The organism is Roseibacillus persicicus (assembly GCF_014651675.1).
GTDB classification, from domain to species: Bacteria; Verrucomicrobiota; Verrucomicrobiia; order Verrucomicrobiales; family Akkermansiaceae; genus Roseibacillus; species Roseibacillus persicicus.
On the sequence record NZ_BMXI01000023.1, the window covers coordinates 36,505 to 53,828 of the forward strand.

A 17,324-nucleotide genomic window follows, 5' to 3' on the forward strand; every position below is an offset into this window, starting at 1 on the left:
GGCCCCTAGTCAACCGGCAGAGCGCGCAAAGGCTTGGGCTCCTGCTCTTCCTCGTCTTCCACCTTGAGAGCCTTCAACGGCTGCCTCTCAGCGGGGGAAGGAACCGGCACGGGCAAGGCCTCTTGCACCTCGGGTTTCACTTCTGCGGCGGGCAAATCCTTGCGCATGAGGATATCAACGCGCCGGTTGATGGCCTGCTCCTCAATCGAGCCCTGCATCACCTTGGGCTGGGTGCTTCCGTATGCCCGAACGATGATCCGCTCTCCATCGAGCCGCATAGAGTCGACCAGCCAGCTCTTAACAGCCTGAGCCCGCTGGCGCGAAAGATTCATGTTATAACTCCTGTCGCCAAAGAGGTCCGAATGGCCTTCCAAGATACAAAACATCTGGGGATTTCGGTCGATCAGCATGGCGAGCTTCATCAGTCCCAGCCGGGCCGTTTCCCGCAACTGGGCGCTATCATATTCGAACAAAAGGTCGCTGGGCAAAGCGGCACGGCTCCGACTGAGTTCACCGGTAGCCATCCGTAAAAGGCCATCGATACTGGCATACCCCGACGGCAAACCATCCTCGGACAACCCACCGCTCCCCTTACTGGCCATGTCCTTGAGATACTCGTCCGGGTCCACGATATCAGCCTTCACCGAGCCCTCCTCGACCATCACCTGCCCCGTGGCCGCCTCTTCGAAAAGATTCTCCGTCCGCCCAATCTGGTCCAAAACGTGATCGACCTTCGGAGCGGCAACCGGCTCCAGCAATTCGCCGAAATCCTCCCCCGCATCCAGCGGAATACTCGCTTCCAGTGCCACTTCGGGTTGGGCAATGTCGGGAGAAATATCGAGCTCGGTATCATCCAGCTCGGGAATCAACTCCTCCACCTCCGCAAGCAATTCTGTGGCATCGGCGGTGGTCTCCGGAACGATGACTTCGTCCTCGATCTCAGGCGGCGGCTCCGTTGCAATTTCAACCTGCTCGAGATTGAAGGCCTTGCTCTTGATTTCCAGCGGCTCGACAATCCCCAACCACACCTTGAGCTCGCTCATCCCGAAGAGCAGCGCACCAAAAAGGCTCACCCCGATGATCACGGAGAGAAGAACCGAAAAACCATAGCCGACGCCGCCCCCCTTGGATGAGCCGCCATCGTAACCACCGTTTTCCCACTGATATGCTTTCGCCACGTCGCAAGTATAACGTCGCTCACCCCCTACGCAATTCACGGTTTGTTCAGTTTTTGCTAAAAAAACGGCAAATTGCAGTCAGCTCATCCTTATAAACTCTCTGAGGCCAGCACTCTTCTCCCCATCCAAACGGCTTCTGACAGCTCGCCTGATTCACTCGCCCTTCCGTCCCCTTTCGATTCCTGCTTTACAAGGCGGGGAGGACTTTCATTGCTTACAGCACATGAAAACACCCCTATTATTCAGTGTTTTACTCGGATCGCTCCTCGCGGATGAGCTTCCCCCGACAAGCATCGTGTCCCACGATCCGTCGTTCGACAAGCTGATCGCAAAGGACGCCGAAATTGAGGTTTTGGCCTCTGGATTCAGCTGGTCCGAGGGTCCGGTGTGGGACTTTTCTGAAAGTCGGCTCCTCTTCTCGGATGTGCCCAACAACGTGGTTCACTCGTGGTCGGAAGAGCGGGGCCTGGAGGTTTACTTGAAGCCCTCGGGCTTCACGGGCGTCGCCAAGCATTCCAGAGAACCGGGCTCCAATGGTCTGGCCTTCGACTCCACCGGACGCCTTCTCACTTGCGAGCACGGGGACCGTCGGCTTTCGGTCCTGACCCCCAGCGGCGGAAAGATGACTTTGGCGGACAACTATCAAGGCAAGCGCTTCAACTCCCCGAACGACCTCGTGGTCCACTCGTCAGGCTCCATCTTCTTCACCGACCCACCCTACGGTCTGCCCAATCAGGGAGAAGGCCCCGAGCGGGAAATGCCTGAAAATGGCGTCTATCGCTGGGACCCTGACGGCAAGGTCACACAAGTGATCGTTGACTTGGTCCGCCCCAATGGCGTTACTTTATCCCCCGACGAAAAGACCCTTTATATCGCCCAATCCCATCGCGAGGCTCCGCACATCATCAGCTATCCGGTCGACGCGTCCCTCCAGCCCGGAGAACCGAATGTTCTCTTCGACTCTTCCCAGCTAACGCCCAAACTGCCAGGCCTGCCTGACGGGCTGAAAGTTGACCGCGAGGGCAACATCTGGTCCAGTGGACCCGGAGGGGTGATTGTGCTCAACCCCGAAGGAAAATTGTTAGGCCAAATATTAACCGGCCGTCGCACTGCCAATCTCGCTTGGGGAGGGAGTGACCGCGCAACCCTCTATCTAACAGCGAACCATGACTTACTGAGAGTCAAAACAAAGACTGCAGGCCCCACTCCAAGACATACAGAAAAAGAGAAGACTTAAAAGTAACTGGTCCGCTGACTCAAACTGCTACATGAATGGGCCCAGACGATTGACCATGACTTCAAAAATCAACGATGTGATCATTATAGGTGCCGGGCTGGCAGGCTTGTCCTGCGGCTTGGAACTTTTGAAGAACGGACTTAGGCCTCTCGTCTTGGAGAAGGCCGACCGCCCCGGCGGGCGAGTGGCGACTGATGAGTATGAGGGCTTTCTGTTGGACCGGGGCTTCCAAGTGTTCCTGGATGCCTACCCAGTCTCAGGTGAACTGCTCGATCTCGAGGCCCTTCAACTCCGTGCCTTCGAACCTGGAGCCAAGGTTTATCTGTTAGATGAATTATATCGAGTTATGGATATATTCCGCAGACCTAAACATTTTCTCTCTAGTGCCTTTGCTCCAGTCGGCAATCTCTTCGACAAGGCTTTGGTTGCCCGCCTGAGACTGCAAATGGGAAAGTCTGAGCTGGAGGACATCAACGATCGCGAAGACATGACCACGGTGGAATACCTTCGTCGCTTCGGCTTCAGCGAACGAATGGTCGATGACTTCTTCCGAAGCTTCTACGGCGGAATCTTTCTGGAAAGAGAGCTCCGCACTTCGAGCCGGATGTTTGAGTTCACTTTCAAAATGTTCGCAAAAGGAAGTGCTACCTTGCCAGCCAAAGGCATGGGCGAGATCCCAAAACAACTCGCAAGCCGATTCCCGGAAGACTGCATTCAGTATCACTCCCGCGTGTCCTCGATTAATGGCAACACTGTGAAAATCGCAACAGGCGAAACCTACACCGCAGAGCACGTCGTCATCGCCGCCCCATCTCCGAAGTCTTTTCTCCCGGATCTCAAGTATCCCGAAATCGAGTGGAGATCGGTCACCAATCTTTATTTCGCAGCTCCTCAATCGCCATTGAACGAGCCTCTGCTCGCTCTCAATGGAACCAGTGAAGGAATCGTCAACAACGTGGCCGTGGTCAGCGATGTCGCTCCAGCATACGCGCCCGAAGGTCAATCGCTCATTTCGGTCTCTTTGCTGGGTCTCTACCCCCAGCGGGATCTCGTGGACCGGGTAAAGTCCGAGTTGAAGGAGTGGTTCGGAGAAGAGGTCGCCCAATGGAAATTTCTCCGGACCTATGAGATTCCCAAAGCGCTTCCAGTTCAGCGTCCCGACGATATCCCGCCCCCCCAGCCCGATGCCCCTTACCATCTTTGCGGAGACTTCATGAATTCAGCCTCCATTGAGGGTTCCATTGTATCGGGACAAAACACCGCCCGGCGCATCCTTGAAGGGTTAACAAACTCTTAACCATTTCTTTCGCAACGATTGGTCGAGAGGAGAGTTTCTTCCCTCGACATGAAAACCATCGCTCTCCTTCTACTCGCCTGCTCGACAGCCTTTTCCCAAGGCCCACGTCCAGAACAATTGGAGGCTTCTCCCCAGGCCGTCGGAGAGGCCGGGCTCGTCTGGTATACCACTTGGGAAACCGCACTCGCGGAGGCCAAGCGCTCCAACCGCCCCATTTTCTTCATGGCTGCGGCAGCGACCTGCAATGGCATTCCCGGGGTCTTCTGACCGGGCTACACCAAGACGCAGAACAGTTTGTTCTCGCAAAAAGAGTTTATCGCCGCCAGCCGCCAGTTCGTCTGTGTCCGCCTCGAGTCCTACGAGTCCGAGGAACACCAGAAGATGGTGCGCAAATTCCTCGGAGGAAGCTTCGCCAATACCGCGTTCGCCATCCTCGCCCCCGATGGCGAAACTCAGCTTTCGCGCAGCGGACGGAGCCCCCATGTGCTGTTGGGTCGAAGAGGGCGCACTGAAGACGCGGCGCCCGCTGAGGTGATTCAGGAACTCACCCGAATCGCCGCGAACTATCAGCCTAAGGGAAATGCCTCAGAGGCGACCCTACCGGACTTCCATACAACCCGACAGGCCCTAAACGTAGCCGCCGGGGATCAACGCCTTCTCGTCCTGACCGTCGCCTCCGGAAGGTCGCTCCTGATGGCAAAGACCACCTTGCGCACGGTTCTCAATGATTCCGAACTCATCGGACGCTTCCATCACGACTTCGCGGAAAAAGAGTCAGCTCCGGAATGGACGAAACTTTTGGAAGGCGAAAAAGAGACCAGCGGATTCCTCGTGATAGCCCCGGATTCATTTGGCCTCAAAGGGAAAGTCATGGCGCAACTTCCGCTCACCGCCAGCGTGGACATACTCAAGAATACCCTCATTGCAAAGAACAAAATCTACTCCAACGAAACCGAGCGGACAAACTACAGCGAACACGTGCGCGAAGGGCGGCAGAAGAAGGTCTACTTCCCCAACGCGATGCCCTATGGCGAAGACCGCGATGGGGACGGCGTGATCGACAAGCGCGCGGAACGCGGCCCTCGTCGCTAGGATCTACTCTGCTTCGCGACGCTGGGCGCCGGGCCCGACTTGGAAATCCGCTTTCAATTCGGCGAGTTTTGCATGCTCCTCAGCGAGACCGCTCAAGGTCAGGTGGCATTCGAAGGTGTCGTGGGCTCCTTCCTGGTAATAGACCCTCAAGGTGCGGCGAATGGCCTCAATCGTCATGCTGACAATTTGCCTCGGGGTGAGCTCAACTGTCTCGGGAACTTTCAAGTCGGCACAATCCAGTACTACCTCGATGGAATTTTCGGAACGAGTGACTTCCAGCGCCAACCCACAGATGAGGAGCAAATTGACTTCTTCGACTTCGTATGTCGGATTGTTAGTAGGCAGGCGATGGGGCATCGCCACGCTCTTGACCAAGTCTTCCGGGAAGGCCCCCGAGAGAACAACCGGCCGATCCACCACTGCAGCCTGCACCAACTGCCCCTTCACCCCGTACTCACTGGCACTATCGGTATCGTGATACGAGACGGGCTGGAATACCCTCACCACCTCTTTGGTTACCCCGCTGACCGAGCCCAGCATCAGGAGCGAGAGGAATATGACTTTCATGGTTTAAATTCTCTTCACAATCGACCGAGAGAACCAGCTGAATCAACGTCTTCTATCTTGTTTCTTGACTCTACCAGCCCGTTTGGGTCCCTCTTGGACATGCCCATCGCGTCCGACCGTACCCGCGTCGAATCCATTTTCATCCGCCATCGCAACACCTTGATGGTGCGAGCCAATTTCACGGACATCTTCACCGATTATTACCTGCATCTCGCCGATAACAATCTGCGTTATCCACCGGAGCTGGATCATAAGCTCAAGGAGCTCCTTGCCGTCCTCACGCTGCACTCTGTCGCCCGCCCGTGGTCGGAAGTGCACGCTTGGACGGTCAATCTACGTGCCCCCAGAGTGAACTTCTTTGCCACGGCCTCATCCACTGGTGAAAATGTCACCGGTCGGGTCTTCACGGAAGATGTGCGCGAGCCGCCCCAGAACCTCCTTTACTCCCAAGTCAACGACACGAGTGCCGGAGGCGGACCGCGACGTTCCACCGTGGCGGTGGAAAACGAGAATCCTCTGGATTGGCTGAGCCACTACTACTCGCAGTCCGAGCAGCGTCCCGGGAAAGTCTTTGAGCTCCCCGATGAGAACTTTGTTCTGGTGGCCGCCCAACCCGATTACGACGAGGAATGGTTCGAGAGCCTGACCCCGGAAATGGTGGCGGCGTTCCCCGAGACCGAATCACTTTCACCCTTGGAAAATCGGGCCTTCCACTTTCACTGCGGCTGCACCCGCGAGCGCATCATGCCAGCCCTCGCAGTCTGGTCTGACAAGCTGGACGAACTTTTCCAAGGTGCGCAGCACGTCAAGGTCCAGTGCCCCCGTTGCGCGGCCAAGTATGAAATCACCCGCGAGGACTTTGCCTCAAACGACTAAACGGGAGGAGAAAAGCCGGTGTAAACAGACGCAATGCCTCCGCTGAGGGGCTGCGCGGTCACCTGCTCCAACCCGCTTTTTTCAAACAGTTCAACCATGGCCTCTCCACTGGGAAACTTTTCAATCGTGCCTGCCAGATACTCGAAGGCCTGGGCTTGTCCCGTGAGCGCGCCCGCTATCTTCGGCAAAACTTTGTCGAGATAGAATCCATACGGTTTTCCCAGGACACCCTTGGGAAGCGAGAAATCCAAAACAAGCACGTGCCCGCCCTGGCACACCCGGGCCATCTCACGCAATCCGCCTTCCCAGTCCGCCATGTTCCGGAGTCCAAAAGCTACGGTAACGGCGTCGAACGAGCCATCCTCATACGGAAGGTTGAGGGCATCAGCGACCTTGGTTTCCTTGATTCCCCGCCGACTGGCATGAGCCAACATCTCCGCGCAAAAGTCGGTCGCCACCAACTCCGCCTCGGGGCAGACTTTCTGCATTTCCAAGGCCAGGTCACCCGTCCCGGTCGCAACATCAAGAATCCGTTTCGGCTCCCAGGCCTTAACCATTCGGGCGACCTTTCTCCGCCAAAGAATATCAGTTCCCGCGCTGAGCACGTGATTGGTCACCACGTAGCGGTCGGCGATTTTAGCAAAGGCCTCCCGAACGAATCCGGCATCCTGGCCTCCACTTTGAGCGCGCTCTCTTCCTTCTCCCATAACTAAGCTTCGGTCGGGGGTTCGGGGAGAATGTCCTGATAGATTCCCGGATCACTTCCAGGCACCTCGATTGCGCCACAGGCCTTTTCGTAGAACTCGCGCGGTCCCACTCCACCGATGAATCCGTAGGCATAACCCGTGTCCCGCAGACCTTCGAGGGCCTTGTAGAGCAAGGCCTTGCCCACCCCTTTGCCGCGGGCGGCCTCCCCCACTCCGGTGGGACCGAAGTAGGCCTTGCAGGTCGTGTCGTAACAAGCAAAGCCGAGAATCTCCTTATCCTTCGTCGCTATGAAGCAAGTGACTGGCTGCCGGGTCATCGCGACCTCGACCTCGCTCACCCACTTGGGAGAAAAATGCTCGCCCACCCACTGGGCCACCAAGTGCTTTTCATAAACCCCGGGACGCCGCAGAATAATCCCCTCACTGGCAACCTTCTGGTAGGCGACTTCGGTTTCCGGCAAATCATAGAGCCGGACGAGCATGTCAATCATGGCGGGAGATTAGTCCACCTTTGCCTGGCCGCAACGCCAATTCCCGCCAGCCGAATGATGCTGGGCCAGGTTTTCCCGTTTGCGCTTCACGCGAGAGCCTTTAGGATCCCCTCGTGATTCCCGAAGACGAAAGTCGCCCTCTTCCACCCGACGCCAGACTGGATGCCACCCTCCGTGTCGTCGTGGGAGCGGTCATTCTGATTGGAGGAGGCTTCCTTTTACTGGAATTCGTGCACTGGCTGGCCAACGGGGGTTTGAGGCCCTTTCTGATAGGGGCGGCCTTTACTGCAATCTTCTTTTTCCTCCTCGTTCTCTGGTCCCGGCTACTCTCGCAGGGCGGCCGGGCTCTTCAGAAACGCCCCTCCCTTTATGCGGTGTTGGGGGCGCTGACCGCAGTGGGGATCTTGATTCAGCACTTCATGGCGCGATAATTAGTTAGCTTTTACTGACAATCTCTATATTCTGACGTCTTGACCAGCTGAGAGCCTTTCAGGCATACTCTTGGATCAACAGAATTGTCATTCTGCTCACATCTCACCCATGAAAATCTATCACAATCGATTAGCCCAATCCGCGATCCTTGGATCTCTTTTCGCAGCCCCCAACCTTTTAGGAGCCGGATTTCAACTGGCAGAACGCTCTGCCTCCGGACTGGGGCGGGCCTTTTCGGGCGAAGCCTCCATTGCCGACGACGCTTCGGTGGTCTCCTCCAACCCAGCGGCGATGCTCATGTTGGGCGGCGACTGGAACTTTTCGGTTGGCGGCGGCTATATCAATCCCGGCGCCGACGCCACCCTCTACCCGGCGGTTACGGGAGGGAATGCCGGTCCCGTGCTCAAGGACGATGACATCGCCGAATCGGCCTTTGTCCCCTACCTCTACCTCACCAAACGAATGAGCGAGGACATTGCGGTAGGCCTGGGAGTTTACTCTAACTTCGGACTCCGCACGAACTATAGCGATTCCGTGGCCGACCTGGTCGGAACCAATTACTCGGATATCACCACCATAAATTTCAGCCCGAGCATTGCCTACCGCATCAATGAGATGATCAGCATCGGAGCAGGCTTGGACGTCGTCTATGCCGAAGGAGAACTAACCGCCAACGCGGTGGCTGGCACTCCCGCCCCCTCTTTCAAGCTGAAGGGTGATGACGTGGCCTTTGGCTACAATCTCGGTATTTTGCTCAACCTTTCGGAGAGCACCCGGGTGGGAATCAATTATCGCTCGAGGGTGGAACTCGCGCTGGACGGTTCCGCTTCGGGCTCCCCCTTTGGCGGAGCCAGCGTCCCCGGCGAGCTTGATGTTGATTTGCCAGCCAGCGCCGAAGTCAGCATTTTCCATCAGTTGAATGACAAGTGGGCGGTTCACGGCGATATCCTTTGGGCCCAATGGAGCTCCTTCGACACCTTGGAACCCATGGTCAGCACCGGAAATCCTGCTTTGGACGCGGGGGTTAACGCCGGTTTGCGCACCGTTGAGAACTGGGACGACACCTTCCGCTACTCGCTCGGTGCCACCTACCAAGCCAACTCACAGCTCACTCTTCGGGGAGGGGTTGCCTACGACTTCAGCCCGGTGGATGACGAATACCGCACACTTCGGATTCCCGATGGAAACCGGCTCTGGCTCAGCATCGGGGGCAGCTATGCTCTCAACGAGAATCTTAAAGTCGACGCCGGCTACTCACTCATCTTTGTTGATAAAGTCAAATTGGGTGAGAACGACAATGGCTTGATTGGCACGAACAGTCGTGGCGAAGGAAACATCCATCTCTTCGCACTCGGTCTCAGCGGCAGTTTCTAACAAAATAACGCCAATTTTCTTCGAAAGCGGGCCCTCAGCAGTGAGGCCCGCTTTTTTTAGTCTGACATGTAGGTGTTTTGAACTAAAGTGACCGTGTTCAGATAAAGATAATGTCTACACTTTCTCGAAATCTTCTTAGACGCAGGACCTACGCTTCACTGGTCGAAGAGGGCATTAGGCCAAACTTGCGGGATGTCCTTCCGGAGTGGCTGCGCACGATCAATGTGTTTCGCTATCAAGAGGCTTGGGCCACTTGGGTCTGGCTGAGCCAGCATCTATTGGGGCTCGTGTGTGGGGTTCTCTTCTTCACCCACTTCTTTTCCTGGACAGGGGTTCTCTGGTGGTTGGGCTTTGCGCTCGTTCACGCGCACTTTTTCCATACCTTTTGGTATCACCGCTATTGCTCTCACCGCGCTTTCCGCTTTCGGCACCTCTGGGTGGCGCGGCTGATTTATTGGCTCAATCCTCTAATGATCAAGGAGGAGACCTACGTCATCCCCCACTTTGTTCACCACAAGATTTCCGACACCCCCGGCGATCCCTACGGCCCCCGTAACGGCTATTGGGGCACGGTTTCCGCCACCGAGTCGGCGAACTTCTTCAACCGCCAGATGTCGCAAAAGGAATTCAACTTTTGCGACCGCTTCCTCGCCCACATTCCGTCGTTCTGGAACAGCGAAGACCGATTCAGAGCCACTGGTTCTTTTGAGAAACGCTGGCTCTACCCTCTGCGATTCTTGGTCTGCAACGGTTTCTGGTTTACCCTCTTTCTCGCTATCGGAAGGCCGGACTTGCTGATGGCGTTCTACTTTGCCGCTTTGACCTTTCTCCTCATCATGCGCGATTTCAACTACCGCGGCCACGATGAGCATAGTGAGCACGAGCCCAAGCTCGATACCAAGTCTCTTGCGGTGAACCAATGGTTCTACGGAATCGTTGCCAGTGAGTGGCATGACAATCACCACCGCTTCAGCACCAGTGCCAAAGCGGGATTCGAGCGCCTCGAACTCGATGTCAGCTTTGCCATCACCCGTTTGCTCCACAAGCTCGGGATCCTCGAGTCCTATGTCGATAGCAGCCGCGGCTATGAACGAGAGATCGTCAAGGTCATCGCCGGACGCAAAGCACGCCAAAATAGCGAAGCATTCTCGACAACCGTTCATCCGAGGGAATAGCCTCAGGAGTGAAAACGAAAATCGTCCAGTCCATCACCGTGGGAGAATTCTATTCGCGGCATAAGGACGAACTGGAGCTGAGCCTGGTTGGCGAGGAGTATGGATTCGATGAACCGATTCGGGAACCCGCCCCCAATCGGCCGGGTCTCGCTCTCGCGGGTTTCTTCACTTATTTTGCGAAGAAAAGAGTTCAGGTGCTCGGAAACTCGGAGCTGTCCTATCTCCGAAAACTCGACGATCGCACGCGGGCCAAACGATTCGAGGCCTTTTGCAAACAGCGCCCTCCCTGCCTCATCCTGGCTCGTAGCCATCCCTTTCCCCCCGAGCTCATCGACCTCGCGAAAGAGCACCAGATCCCTTTGTTTGGTTCACCCATGGTGACCATGAAATTCCTGAACCTGGCTACCCGCTGTCTTGAATCGGACTTTGCCTCGACCACCACGATGCACGGCGTCATGGTCGACTATCGCGGCATCGGTATCCTCCTCATGGGCAAGTCGGGAGCAGGCAAGAGCGAGACTGCCATCGGGATGCTCGAAAAGGGCGCGGCCCTGGTGGCTGACGACATGGTGCACATCCAGAGCCTCGGCGGCGAACTGATCGCCAGCTCTCCCGAGCTTTCGCGCGGATACATCGAGATGCGGGGCATCGGCATCATCAACGTCGCCAACCTCTACGGCCTCTCTGCCATTCGCCCCCAGAAACGACTGGACCTGATCATTACCCTCAAGAGCCAAGCCGACCTCAACGAAGTCGATCGCCTCGGCATCCGGCGCAAAACCTACCCCATCCTGGACCTCAAAATCCCCAATGTCGAAATCCCCGTCGCCCCCGGCCGCGATACCGCCCGTCTGGTCTCGGTTGCCGCTCTCGATCTGCAGCTGCGCAAGCTCGGCTACGACATGGCTGATGAGTTCAACCAAAGACTGTTGGCAAAGATGAACCCAGACCTTAAGGACAGGCCGTGAGCACCTCCTTCATCCTGACCCAGCTGACCCACCTCCGCTTCCGTGGCCCCGATGCCGAGCGTTACCTGAGCGGACAAATCACCCAGCAGGTCTCAGATCTTCCACTCGATTGCTCTCGGTACACCTTCGTCTGCGACGCCAAGGGACGCATTCTCTTCGACGCTCACGTGCGGCGCGATGAGCAAGGCTTTCTTCTCAGTGTATGCGGCGGTGACAAGGATGAAATCTTCGCCCGCATGGACCGCTACCTCATCGCCGACGACTGCGAATTGAGGGATGAGAGCGATGAGTGGGTCGTGCGGCACACCCTGCTCGATGGAAAAGAAGAAGGCGCGGTCAATCGCTTTGGCTCATGGGGCCGCGATGAGTATCTGCGAGGAGAAGAACAAAACGACATGACCGGTTGTGACCCGGACCAACTCGAAATTCTTCGAATCAGCAACGGTGTCGCCCGAATCCCAGACCTTGTCGGGGCCTTGCCGGCAGAAACGGGTCTCGAAGACGAGGCGATCTCTTTTCACAAGGGCTGCTATCTCGGCCAGGAGGTCATCTCGCGGATGAAACGAGCCGGACGGACAAACCGGAAACTCGTTTCTTTCTTCCTGGAAAAACCAGCAGAAGAACTCCCCCTGTCCTTCTACGCCGAGCCTCAAAAGAAGGCATTGTTGGAAGTCACTTCAGCCACCACCGAGGGCCTCGATGGCAAATTTCCCGCACTAGCGTACCTCAGCTCCCGCTACGAGCCCGGCACTTCGCTGCAAAGCTCTGCGGGAAACTCGGTAATTGGTCTTTCTTAGCTCTTACTTAAAGTCCTCTTCACCCCAGACCATCGCATTGCGCATGGCGTAAGCCAGACAGGTGTGAACCCGTGTGATACGGGAATTGCTGCGCCCCAAGTCGCCGTTTTTCATTGCCGAGAACTGGTCGACCACATTCTTACACTGCGCCAGAAGACCGCTGGCGTACTCCTGAACGCCGGGGCGCTTAACGAGGAAGCCTGCGTGAATCTTTTTAGCGGTTGCGTGCATTTCGCTCAGAGTGTCCTTGAGCTCGTCGCTCGGGCTCCCTTCACAGGCGCGGAGCTTGGGCTCGATGGCCATATAGTCGTCCCGCAACTGCAGCATGGCGGTCATCTCCTCGGGATAACGTGCCAGGACCTTGGCCCCCTTGACCTTTACGATCGTTGCGATGCTAGGCGTTTTGATCACCTGTCCGACGTAGATCTTGGTCGCATTCACCCCGTTCCAGTGCTCAATGACCGGGAAATATTGTGAACTGCCATAGCGGTCGGCGGCAATCGCTCCCAAGGTTCCTCCGGACTCGATCGTATAAGAGTCCCGACCGGCCGATTCCCCCGCCAGGCGAAGGCTTTCCGGGTCGATCAAGGGGTCTTTTTTAGCCGCTTCTATCGCAGCCTGCTTTCGCTCTTCTTCCAACCTCTTGGCTTCTTCCTCCAATCGGATTTGCTCCAGGCGAGCTTCCTCCTTTAACCTCTCCTCTTCCGCGGAGGCCCGCAAGTCGTCTAGATTGGGTTTGACGAGGTCGTGGATTCCGTCGGCTGAAAGCGGGTACATTTGTGCAACCGTGAGGGCAGCAAAAAGCAGGGGGATATGAGTTTTCATGGTCAGGAAAGTCTCTTTGAACACTGCCCTAAGGCGGACACAAGTTCAATTTCATTCAGTTTTTCTGACAATACTCATCAAGTCCTGAACGATACGCATTTTTAACTCGTATCTTGAAACCCATTTTCAAGACTAGCGCCAATGAAACTCATTCTAACGACATTTATAATATCAGCGGCCTCCTTGGCGGCTCAAGAGACCACTATTTTTCCAGACCAAGTCGGTGATTGGAAAATGGCGGGGCCCGGAGAATTCGTCGTTGACGACGGAACCGCCACCGCCAAGGGTGGAATGGGTCTCTGGTGGTATTCCAAGGAAAAGTTTGAAAACGCGACCCTCAGCCTCGAGTTCAAAATGGATGATCCTTCCTATAATTCGGGAGTGTTCGTCCGCTTTCCCGAGCCCGGTAATGACCCTTGGGTAGCGGTCAAGGAGGGCTACGAGGTCCAAATCTCAGGCCGGGGAGTGGACGATGTTTCTACCGGAGCAATCTACAAACTGCAGGCAGCAGTCGCCAATCCCCTCAAGCCAGACGGCGAGTGGAACAAGATGGAGATCCACACCTTGCGAAACGAGATCGCAGTGGTCCTCAACAACCAGTTGGTCAACGTCTTCAAAACGGAAAAGGGCCGTGGCGACAAGGAAGGGTATTTCGGAATCCAGAATCATGACGACGGCTCGCCGGTGCAGTTTCGCAACATCACCGTCACCCCCCAACATCCCAAGGCCCGCCTTCGCAACTTGACGCCCCGGAGTGCGGAGACCGTCTATGAGCTGAAGCGCAACCCTGAGACCAAGAAGAAAAAAGAATGGTTCGATGACGCCGACTTTGGTCCGGCCTTCATTCAGACTTGGGGAGACTTCTACAATGATGAGTATCGCCCCGACGCGGCCCTCAAGGGGATGCTTCTACGCCCGGATCCCAAAGCTCACAATCTAGTCGCACTTTATAACCTCGAGACCATGCAGGTCGTGACCGCCACCGACCGGGGGGTCTCTCTCGACAACACCCCCTTCGGCGGGAATCACGGGACGCAGAACAAGGTGATGAACTTGGGCAACCCCATGTTCAATAGTGAGACCGGCCCCGCTTGGGCTGATGCGGATGGCTCGTTCGAGGACTCGCGCGAGACTCCAGGCCACGGCAACTTCGACCACTTGGAATTCAAAGGTTACTTCCGCCACGGACATCGCATTGTCCTCGACTACACAGTCAACGGTCAGGACCTCCTGGAATCGGTGAAGATTGGAGACGACAACGATTTCGTTCGTGTTCTCGACAAGTCTGCGGTTGAAAAGCCAGAGCTCCTAAAGGCCGCTCCCTCCCCGGTGAAAATCGTTGAGGGTGAGCTGAAGGCTCTCACGGAAGGCGGCCCTGCCATCTATCCCGAAACCTTCGAGGTCACCCCAAAAATCGCGACTGGCGATGACCCTTTCCTCGTCGATCAGATTCCTCTTCCCCCCGTCTTGAAGGACTCACCCTACAAGAACAAGGTTCGCCTCACTGACTTCGACTTCTTCTCGGATGGAGATCGGGCTGCCCTCTGCACCTGGGACGGCGACGTCTGGCTTCTTTCGGGCCTGAAGGAATTCAAGACTCTCACCTGGAAGCGTTTTGCGGCCGGACTCTTCGAGCCCCTGGGCCTGAAGATCGTGGACGACGTTATTCACCTCAATGCCCGCGACGGCATCTGGCAGGTCATCGACCTGAACGGCGATGATGAAGCGGACCACTTCAAGGTCTTCAACTACGACGTGGTCATCACCGACAACTTCCACGAATTCTCCTTTGGCTTGGAGACCGATAGCGAAGGCAACTTCTACTTTGCGAAAGCTTCCCCCGTGAAGCCCGGAGGTCGCAACTTTGACAAGATCCTCAAGCACAACGGAACGTTTCTCAAGCTCACCCCCGATGGCAAGGAATTGACTGTGGTCGCGACAGGTCTGCGTGCACCCGGCGGAATCGGGGTCGGCCCCAATGGCGAGCTGACCAGTGGCGAGAATGAAGGAACCTGGCAGCCTTGCTGCAAGTTGAACTACTTCACCAAGGACGAGCGTCCTGTCTTCCTGGGCACCGAGCAAGCCCGCCACGAGGTCACCAAGGATTTCAAAGAGCCTCTCTGCTACTTCCCTATGGACGTCGACAACTCCGGCGGTCAGCAGGCGTGGATCCCAGATTTCGCCAAAGTTGGCCTTCAGGCAGGCGAGATGCTTCACCTCTCCTACGGTCAATCCTCAGTGTACCGCGTCCTTCCCCAAGAGCTGGAGAGCGGACAAATGCAGGGTGGAGTCGTCAGACTGCCCATCACTCTCTCCTCATCAGCTCAGCGCGTGAACTTCCACCCCGAAGGCTCGATGTATATCTGCGGAATGCGCGGCTGGCAGACCAACGCCGCCAGCGATGCTGGAATCCAGCGCGTCCGCTACAACGAGGGAACTCCCCTCAACCTGCCTGAGGCCATGAGCGTGAAGGGCGACAAACTCACCCTCGTGTTCGACAGCGAATTGGACGAAGAGCTCGCCACTGACCCTGAGTCCTTTTCCATCAAGCGTTGGAAGTATATGCGCACTCCCCAGTATGGTTCCGGGCAGTTCTCCATCGACAATCCCGATCTCGAAGCCGAAGCCAATGCTCAGAAGCAAGAGAGCAAGGGTCACAAGCAACAGGATGACGTCGAGGTAACGGCCGCTGAATTGGGTGAGGATGGCAAGACCATCATTCTCACCATCCCGACTCTCAAGCCAGCCCAGCAAATGAAGATCGATTATGACCTCGAGACCCTGGACGGCGATGTTGTGATCGGCACCATCTACTCGACCATTCACAAGAACTAGACTCTTCCATTCAGCCAGGCGGAGACGGAAAAATCTCCGCTTGGCGAAAATCGGCTATCGCAGCAGGAAAAACGTTCTATCCTCTGAGCATCAGAGCTGAACGTTACCTGCTGCTTCTTTTTTTAGGTCTACTCCCAATTCTCCTTTCCTCATGCATTGAGGGAGAGGAAGAGATTTGGGTCAATGCCGATGCCTCGGGGCGCGCCCACTTCACCCTCTCCGCTCCGACCCTCCTGTTTGCCAAATTCGGTGGCGTCGAACAGATCGTTCTGGATGCCCGCTCCGGAGCTGAAGCATCGGACAACATTGCACTCACTGCCATTGAAGCCAAAGAGTCTGGCACCCGGACCACTTTGCGCGCGGAAGTCACCTTCGACGATGCCAGAGGCGTGGGCAATTTTCTCAAAAGCTTTCGCGATCCTCGCAATCCTTCCGTAGAGAGCACGGAGGAAATTGTGCTGGGTAGCCCGAACCTCGAATTCAACTTTCCCGACCTCAACTTCTCCCGGGAGGTCGACATCTCCTCCCTCGTTCCTCCTGAAAGCAACAACCTGCTAACAAAGAAGCTCCTCGGCAACGCTGCGATCAAATACCGCATCCACCTCCCGACCCCCGCAGCCAACCACGATGCCAAGCAAGTCTCCGCCGATGGCAAAACCCTGGAATGGGAATTTCCCGTGGCCACAATGATGGATGGTCCCGTCGAGATGAACCTGACCGCTCCGCTTCCCAGATTATCACTCTACTTGACGCTGGCAGGAGTCGTGCTTCTCTTACTCGCGATTGCATTTCTTGCTTTTCTCAAACTCCGATCGCGACCTCCTTCAACCCAATTATGAGCGGAATCCATATCCCCGAGCTCTGCGGAGCCATTCTCCTGCCCGATACAGTCCTCTTCCCACACGGAGCACTACCGCTGCACATCTTTGAAGACCGGTATCGCGAAATGCTGGAGGACGCCTTGGAAAGCGACTGCATGATCTGTGTTGGAACTCTGCTCGAGGAAGAATCTAACAACTACGCCCAGTGCGTGAACCCCATCGGCACAGTGGGACTCATTCGAACCTCCCGCGAGATGGAGGATGGTCGCTCAAACCTCGTGCTTCATGGCGTCTATCGCGTGAGGTTCTCGGCTTGGCCCGGCGGCAAAAACTATCCCTACGCCCACATTGTCCCCATGAGTGCGGATCCCTTCCCATCAGACAAAGGCCCCGCCATGGCTAAAAAACTGCGCGGCAAAGTCAACGAAGTGCTGACCGTGTTTCCCGAAGAAGTGAAACGCGAGATCAACCTCGTGCTCGACCGCGCCCAATGCGAACCGGCCATTTTGGCCGACGCGATTTCGCAACAATTCGTGCAGGACCCTGAAGTGCGCTTGCAACTCCTCGGCGAACCCGCCATCGACGCACGCTACGAAATCCTCTTCCGCTACCTCACCCAGATTCGCGAGAACTGGCAACAGAACTAACAATC

18 protein-coding genes are annotated in these 17,324 nt (G+C 56.3%); 13 read left to right on the forward strand and 5 right to left on the reverse strand.

The window, feature by feature from the left end; all coding sequences use genetic code 11:
- Positions 1-5: 5 nt before the first annotated feature.
- A complete protein-coding gene (locus IE099_RS19715) occupies positions 6-1,178 on the reverse strand; it encodes an OmpA family protein (RefSeq protein WP_189574207.1) in 1,173 nt (390 codons plus the stop codon).
- A gap of 223 nt (positions 1,179-1,401) precedes the next feature.
- Here IE099_RS19715 and IE099_RS19720 point away from each other — a divergent pair, with 223 nt between their 5' ends.
- Genes IE099_RS19720 through IE099_RS19735 form a run of 4 tightly spaced genes read left to right on the forward strand, consistent with a single transcriptional unit; the run spans position 1,402 to position 4,804 of the window.
- Positions 1,402-2,415, forward strand: a complete 1,014-nt coding sequence (locus IE099_RS19720; RefSeq protein ID WP_189574209.1) for an SMP-30/gluconolactonase/LRE family protein — start codon at positions 1,402-1,404, stop codon at positions 2,413-2,415.
- A gap of 55 nt (positions 2,416-2,470) precedes the next feature.
- Positions 2,471-3,712, forward strand: coding sequence for an NAD(P)/FAD-dependent oxidoreductase (locus IE099_RS19725; protein ID WP_189574212.1), 1,242 nt, complete (start codon positions 2,471-2,473; stop codon positions 3,710-3,712).
- 48 nt (positions 3,713-3,760) lie between these two features.
- Positions 3,761-3,979: a hypothetical protein gene (locus tag IE099_RS19730; RefSeq protein WP_189574216.1), complete on the forward strand. Its 219-nt coding sequence runs from the start codon at positions 3,761-3,763 to the stop codon at positions 3,977-3,979.
- Positions 3,980-4,006: 27 nt separating this feature from the next.
- Positions 4,007-4,804 carry a hypothetical protein gene (locus IE099_RS19735; protein WP_189574219.1) on the forward strand — a complete coding sequence of 266 codons (798 nt, stop codon included), beginning with the start codon at positions 4,007-4,009 and terminating at the stop codon, positions 4,802-4,804.
- 3 nt (positions 4,805-4,807) lie between these two features.
- Here IE099_RS19735 and IE099_RS19740 read toward each other — a convergent pair whose 3' ends face one another.
- On the reverse strand, positions 4,808-5,371 hold the full coding sequence (locus IE099_RS19740; protein ID WP_189574222.1) for a hypothetical protein: 564 nt from the start codon (positions 5,369-5,371) through the stop codon (positions 4,808-4,810).
- Between the two features lie 99 nt (positions 5,372-5,470).
- On the opposite strand from IE099_RS19740, the gene IE099_RS19745 reads away from it, so the two are divergent.
- A complete protein-coding gene (locus IE099_RS19745) occupies positions 5,471-6,247 on the forward strand; it encodes an Hsp33 family molecular chaperone HslO (protein WP_189574225.1) in 777 nt (258 codons plus the stop codon).
- Here IE099_RS19745 and IE099_RS19750 read toward each other — a convergent pair.
- Positions 6,244-6,954, reverse strand: coding sequence for a ubiquinone/menaquinone biosynthesis methyltransferase (locus tag IE099_RS19750; protein WP_189574228.1), 711 nt, complete (start codon positions 6,952-6,954; stop codon positions 6,244-6,246). The two genes, IE099_RS19745 and IE099_RS19750, sit on opposite strands and share 4 nt — an antisense overlap.
- A gap of 2 nt (positions 6,955-6,956) precedes the next feature.
- Positions 6,957-7,445 (reverse strand): GNAT family N-acetyltransferase, encoded by a 489-nt coding sequence (locus tag IE099_RS19755; protein ID WP_189574230.1) that lies wholly within the window; start codon positions 7,443-7,445, stop codon positions 6,957-6,959.
- A gap of 113 nt (positions 7,446-7,558) precedes the next feature.
- On the opposite strand from IE099_RS19755, the gene IE099_RS19760 reads away from it, so the two are divergent.
- The 5 genes from IE099_RS19760 (at position 7,559) to ygfZ (ending at position 12,191) form a co-directional block, all read left to right on the forward strand.
- A complete protein-coding gene (locus tag IE099_RS19760; protein ID WP_189574233.1) occupies positions 7,559-7,876 on the forward strand; it encodes a hypothetical protein in 318 nt (105 codons plus the stop codon).
- A gap of 109 nt (positions 7,877-7,985) precedes the next feature.
- Complete coding sequence (locus tag IE099_RS19765; protein WP_189574236.1) at positions 7,986-9,251, forward strand: OmpP1/FadL family transporter; 1,266 nt, start codon at positions 7,986-7,988, stop codon at positions 9,249-9,251.
- A 110-nt stretch (positions 9,252-9,361) separates the two neighbouring features.
- Positions 9,362-10,426, forward strand: coding sequence for a fatty acid desaturase family protein (locus IE099_RS19770; protein ID WP_189574238.1), 1,065 nt, complete (start codon positions 9,362-9,364; stop codon positions 10,424-10,426).
- A gap of 8 nt (positions 10,427-10,434) precedes the next feature.
- Positions 10,435-11,394, forward strand: coding sequence for an HPr(Ser) kinase/phosphatase (gene hprK, locus IE099_RS19775; RefSeq protein ID WP_229809612.1), 960 nt, complete (start codon positions 10,435-10,437; stop codon positions 11,392-11,394).
- On the forward strand, positions 11,391-12,191 hold the full coding sequence (ygfZ, locus tag IE099_RS19780) for a CAF17-like 4Fe-4S cluster assembly/insertion protein YgfZ (RefSeq protein WP_189574241.1): 801 nt from the start codon (positions 11,391-11,393) through the stop codon (positions 12,189-12,191). The genes hprK and ygfZ overlap by 4 nt, the downstream gene beginning before the upstream one ends.
- Positions 12,192-12,194: 3 nt before the next feature.
- On the opposite strand, the gene IE099_RS19785 is transcribed toward ygfZ, so the two are convergent.
- Positions 12,195-13,016 (reverse strand): LysM peptidoglycan-binding domain-containing protein, encoded by an 822-nt coding sequence (locus IE099_RS19785; protein WP_189574244.1) that lies wholly within the window; start codon positions 13,014-13,016, stop codon positions 12,195-12,197.
- Between the two features lie 141 nt (positions 13,017-13,157).
- Here IE099_RS19785 and IE099_RS19790 point away from each other — a divergent pair, with 141 nt between their 5' ends.
- The 3 genes from IE099_RS19790 (at position 13,158) to IE099_RS19800 (ending at position 17,319) form a co-directional block, all read left to right on the forward strand.
- The gene (locus tag IE099_RS19790; RefSeq protein ID WP_189574247.1) at positions 13,158-15,851 is read left to right on the forward strand and encodes a 3-keto-disaccharide hydrolase; all 2,694 of its coding nucleotides are present in this window, start codon (positions 13,158-13,160) and stop codon (positions 15,849-15,851) included.
- Positions 15,852-16,204: 353 nt separating this feature from the next.
- Positions 16,205-16,690 (forward strand): hypothetical protein, encoded by a 486-nt coding sequence (locus IE099_RS19795; RefSeq protein WP_189574250.1) that lies wholly within the window; start codon positions 16,205-16,207, stop codon positions 16,688-16,690.
- Positions 16,687-17,319: an LON peptidase substrate-binding domain-containing protein gene (locus IE099_RS19800; protein ID WP_189574253.1), complete on the forward strand. Its 633-nt coding sequence runs from the start codon at positions 16,687-16,689 to the stop codon at positions 17,317-17,319. Before IE099_RS19795 ends, IE099_RS19800 begins: the two co-directional genes overlap by 4 nt.
- Positions 17,320-17,324 lie beyond the last annotated feature (5 nt).

Bases quoted from the DNA above. Each gene is read 5' to 3' on its own strand.
- IE099_RS19755 (WP_189574230.1), bottom strand. From the start codon at position 7,445: ATGATTGACATGCTCGTCCGGCTCTATGATTTGCCGGAAACCGAAGTC.
- IE099_RS19725 (WP_189574212.1), top strand. From the start codon at position 2,471: ATGACTTCAAAAATCAACGATGTGATCATTATAGGTGCCGGGCTGGCA.
- IE099_RS19785 (WP_189574244.1), bottom strand. From the start codon at position 13,016: ATGAAAACTCATATCCCCCTGCTTTTTGCTGCCCTCACGGTTGCACAA.
- IE099_RS19730 (WP_189574216.1), top strand. From the start codon at position 3,761: ATGAAAACCATCGCTCTCCTTCTACTCGCCTGCTCGACAGCCTTTTCC.
- IE099_RS19765 (WP_189574236.1), top strand. From the start codon at position 7,986: ATGAAAATCTATCACAATCGATTAGCCCAATCCGCGATCCTTGGATCT.
- IE099_RS19745 (WP_189574225.1), top strand. From the start codon at position 5,471: ATGCCCATCGCGTCCGACCGTACCCGCGTCGAATCCATTTTCATCCGC.
- IE099_RS19770 (WP_189574238.1), top strand. From the start codon at position 9,362: ATGTCTACACTTTCTCGAAATCTTCTTAGACGCAGGACCTACGCTTCA.
- IE099_RS19790 (WP_189574247.1), top strand. From the start codon at position 13,158: ATGAAACTCATTCTAACGACATTTATAATATCAGCGGCCTCCTTGGCG.
- IE099_RS19740 (WP_189574222.1), bottom strand. From the start codon at position 5,371: ATGAAAGTCATATTCCTCTCGCTCCTGATGCTGGGCTCGGTCAGCGGG.
- IE099_RS19720 (WP_189574209.1), top strand. From the start codon at position 1,402: ATGAAAACACCCCTATTATTCAGTGTTTTACTCGGATCGCTCCTCGCG.
- IE099_RS19750 (WP_189574228.1), bottom strand. From the start codon at position 6,954: ATGGGAGAAGGAAGAGAGCGCGCTCAAAGTGGAGGCCAGGATGCCGGA.
- IE099_RS19800 (WP_189574253.1), top strand. From the start codon at position 16,687: ATGAGCGGAATCCATATCCCCGAGCTCTGCGGAGCCATTCTCCTGCCC.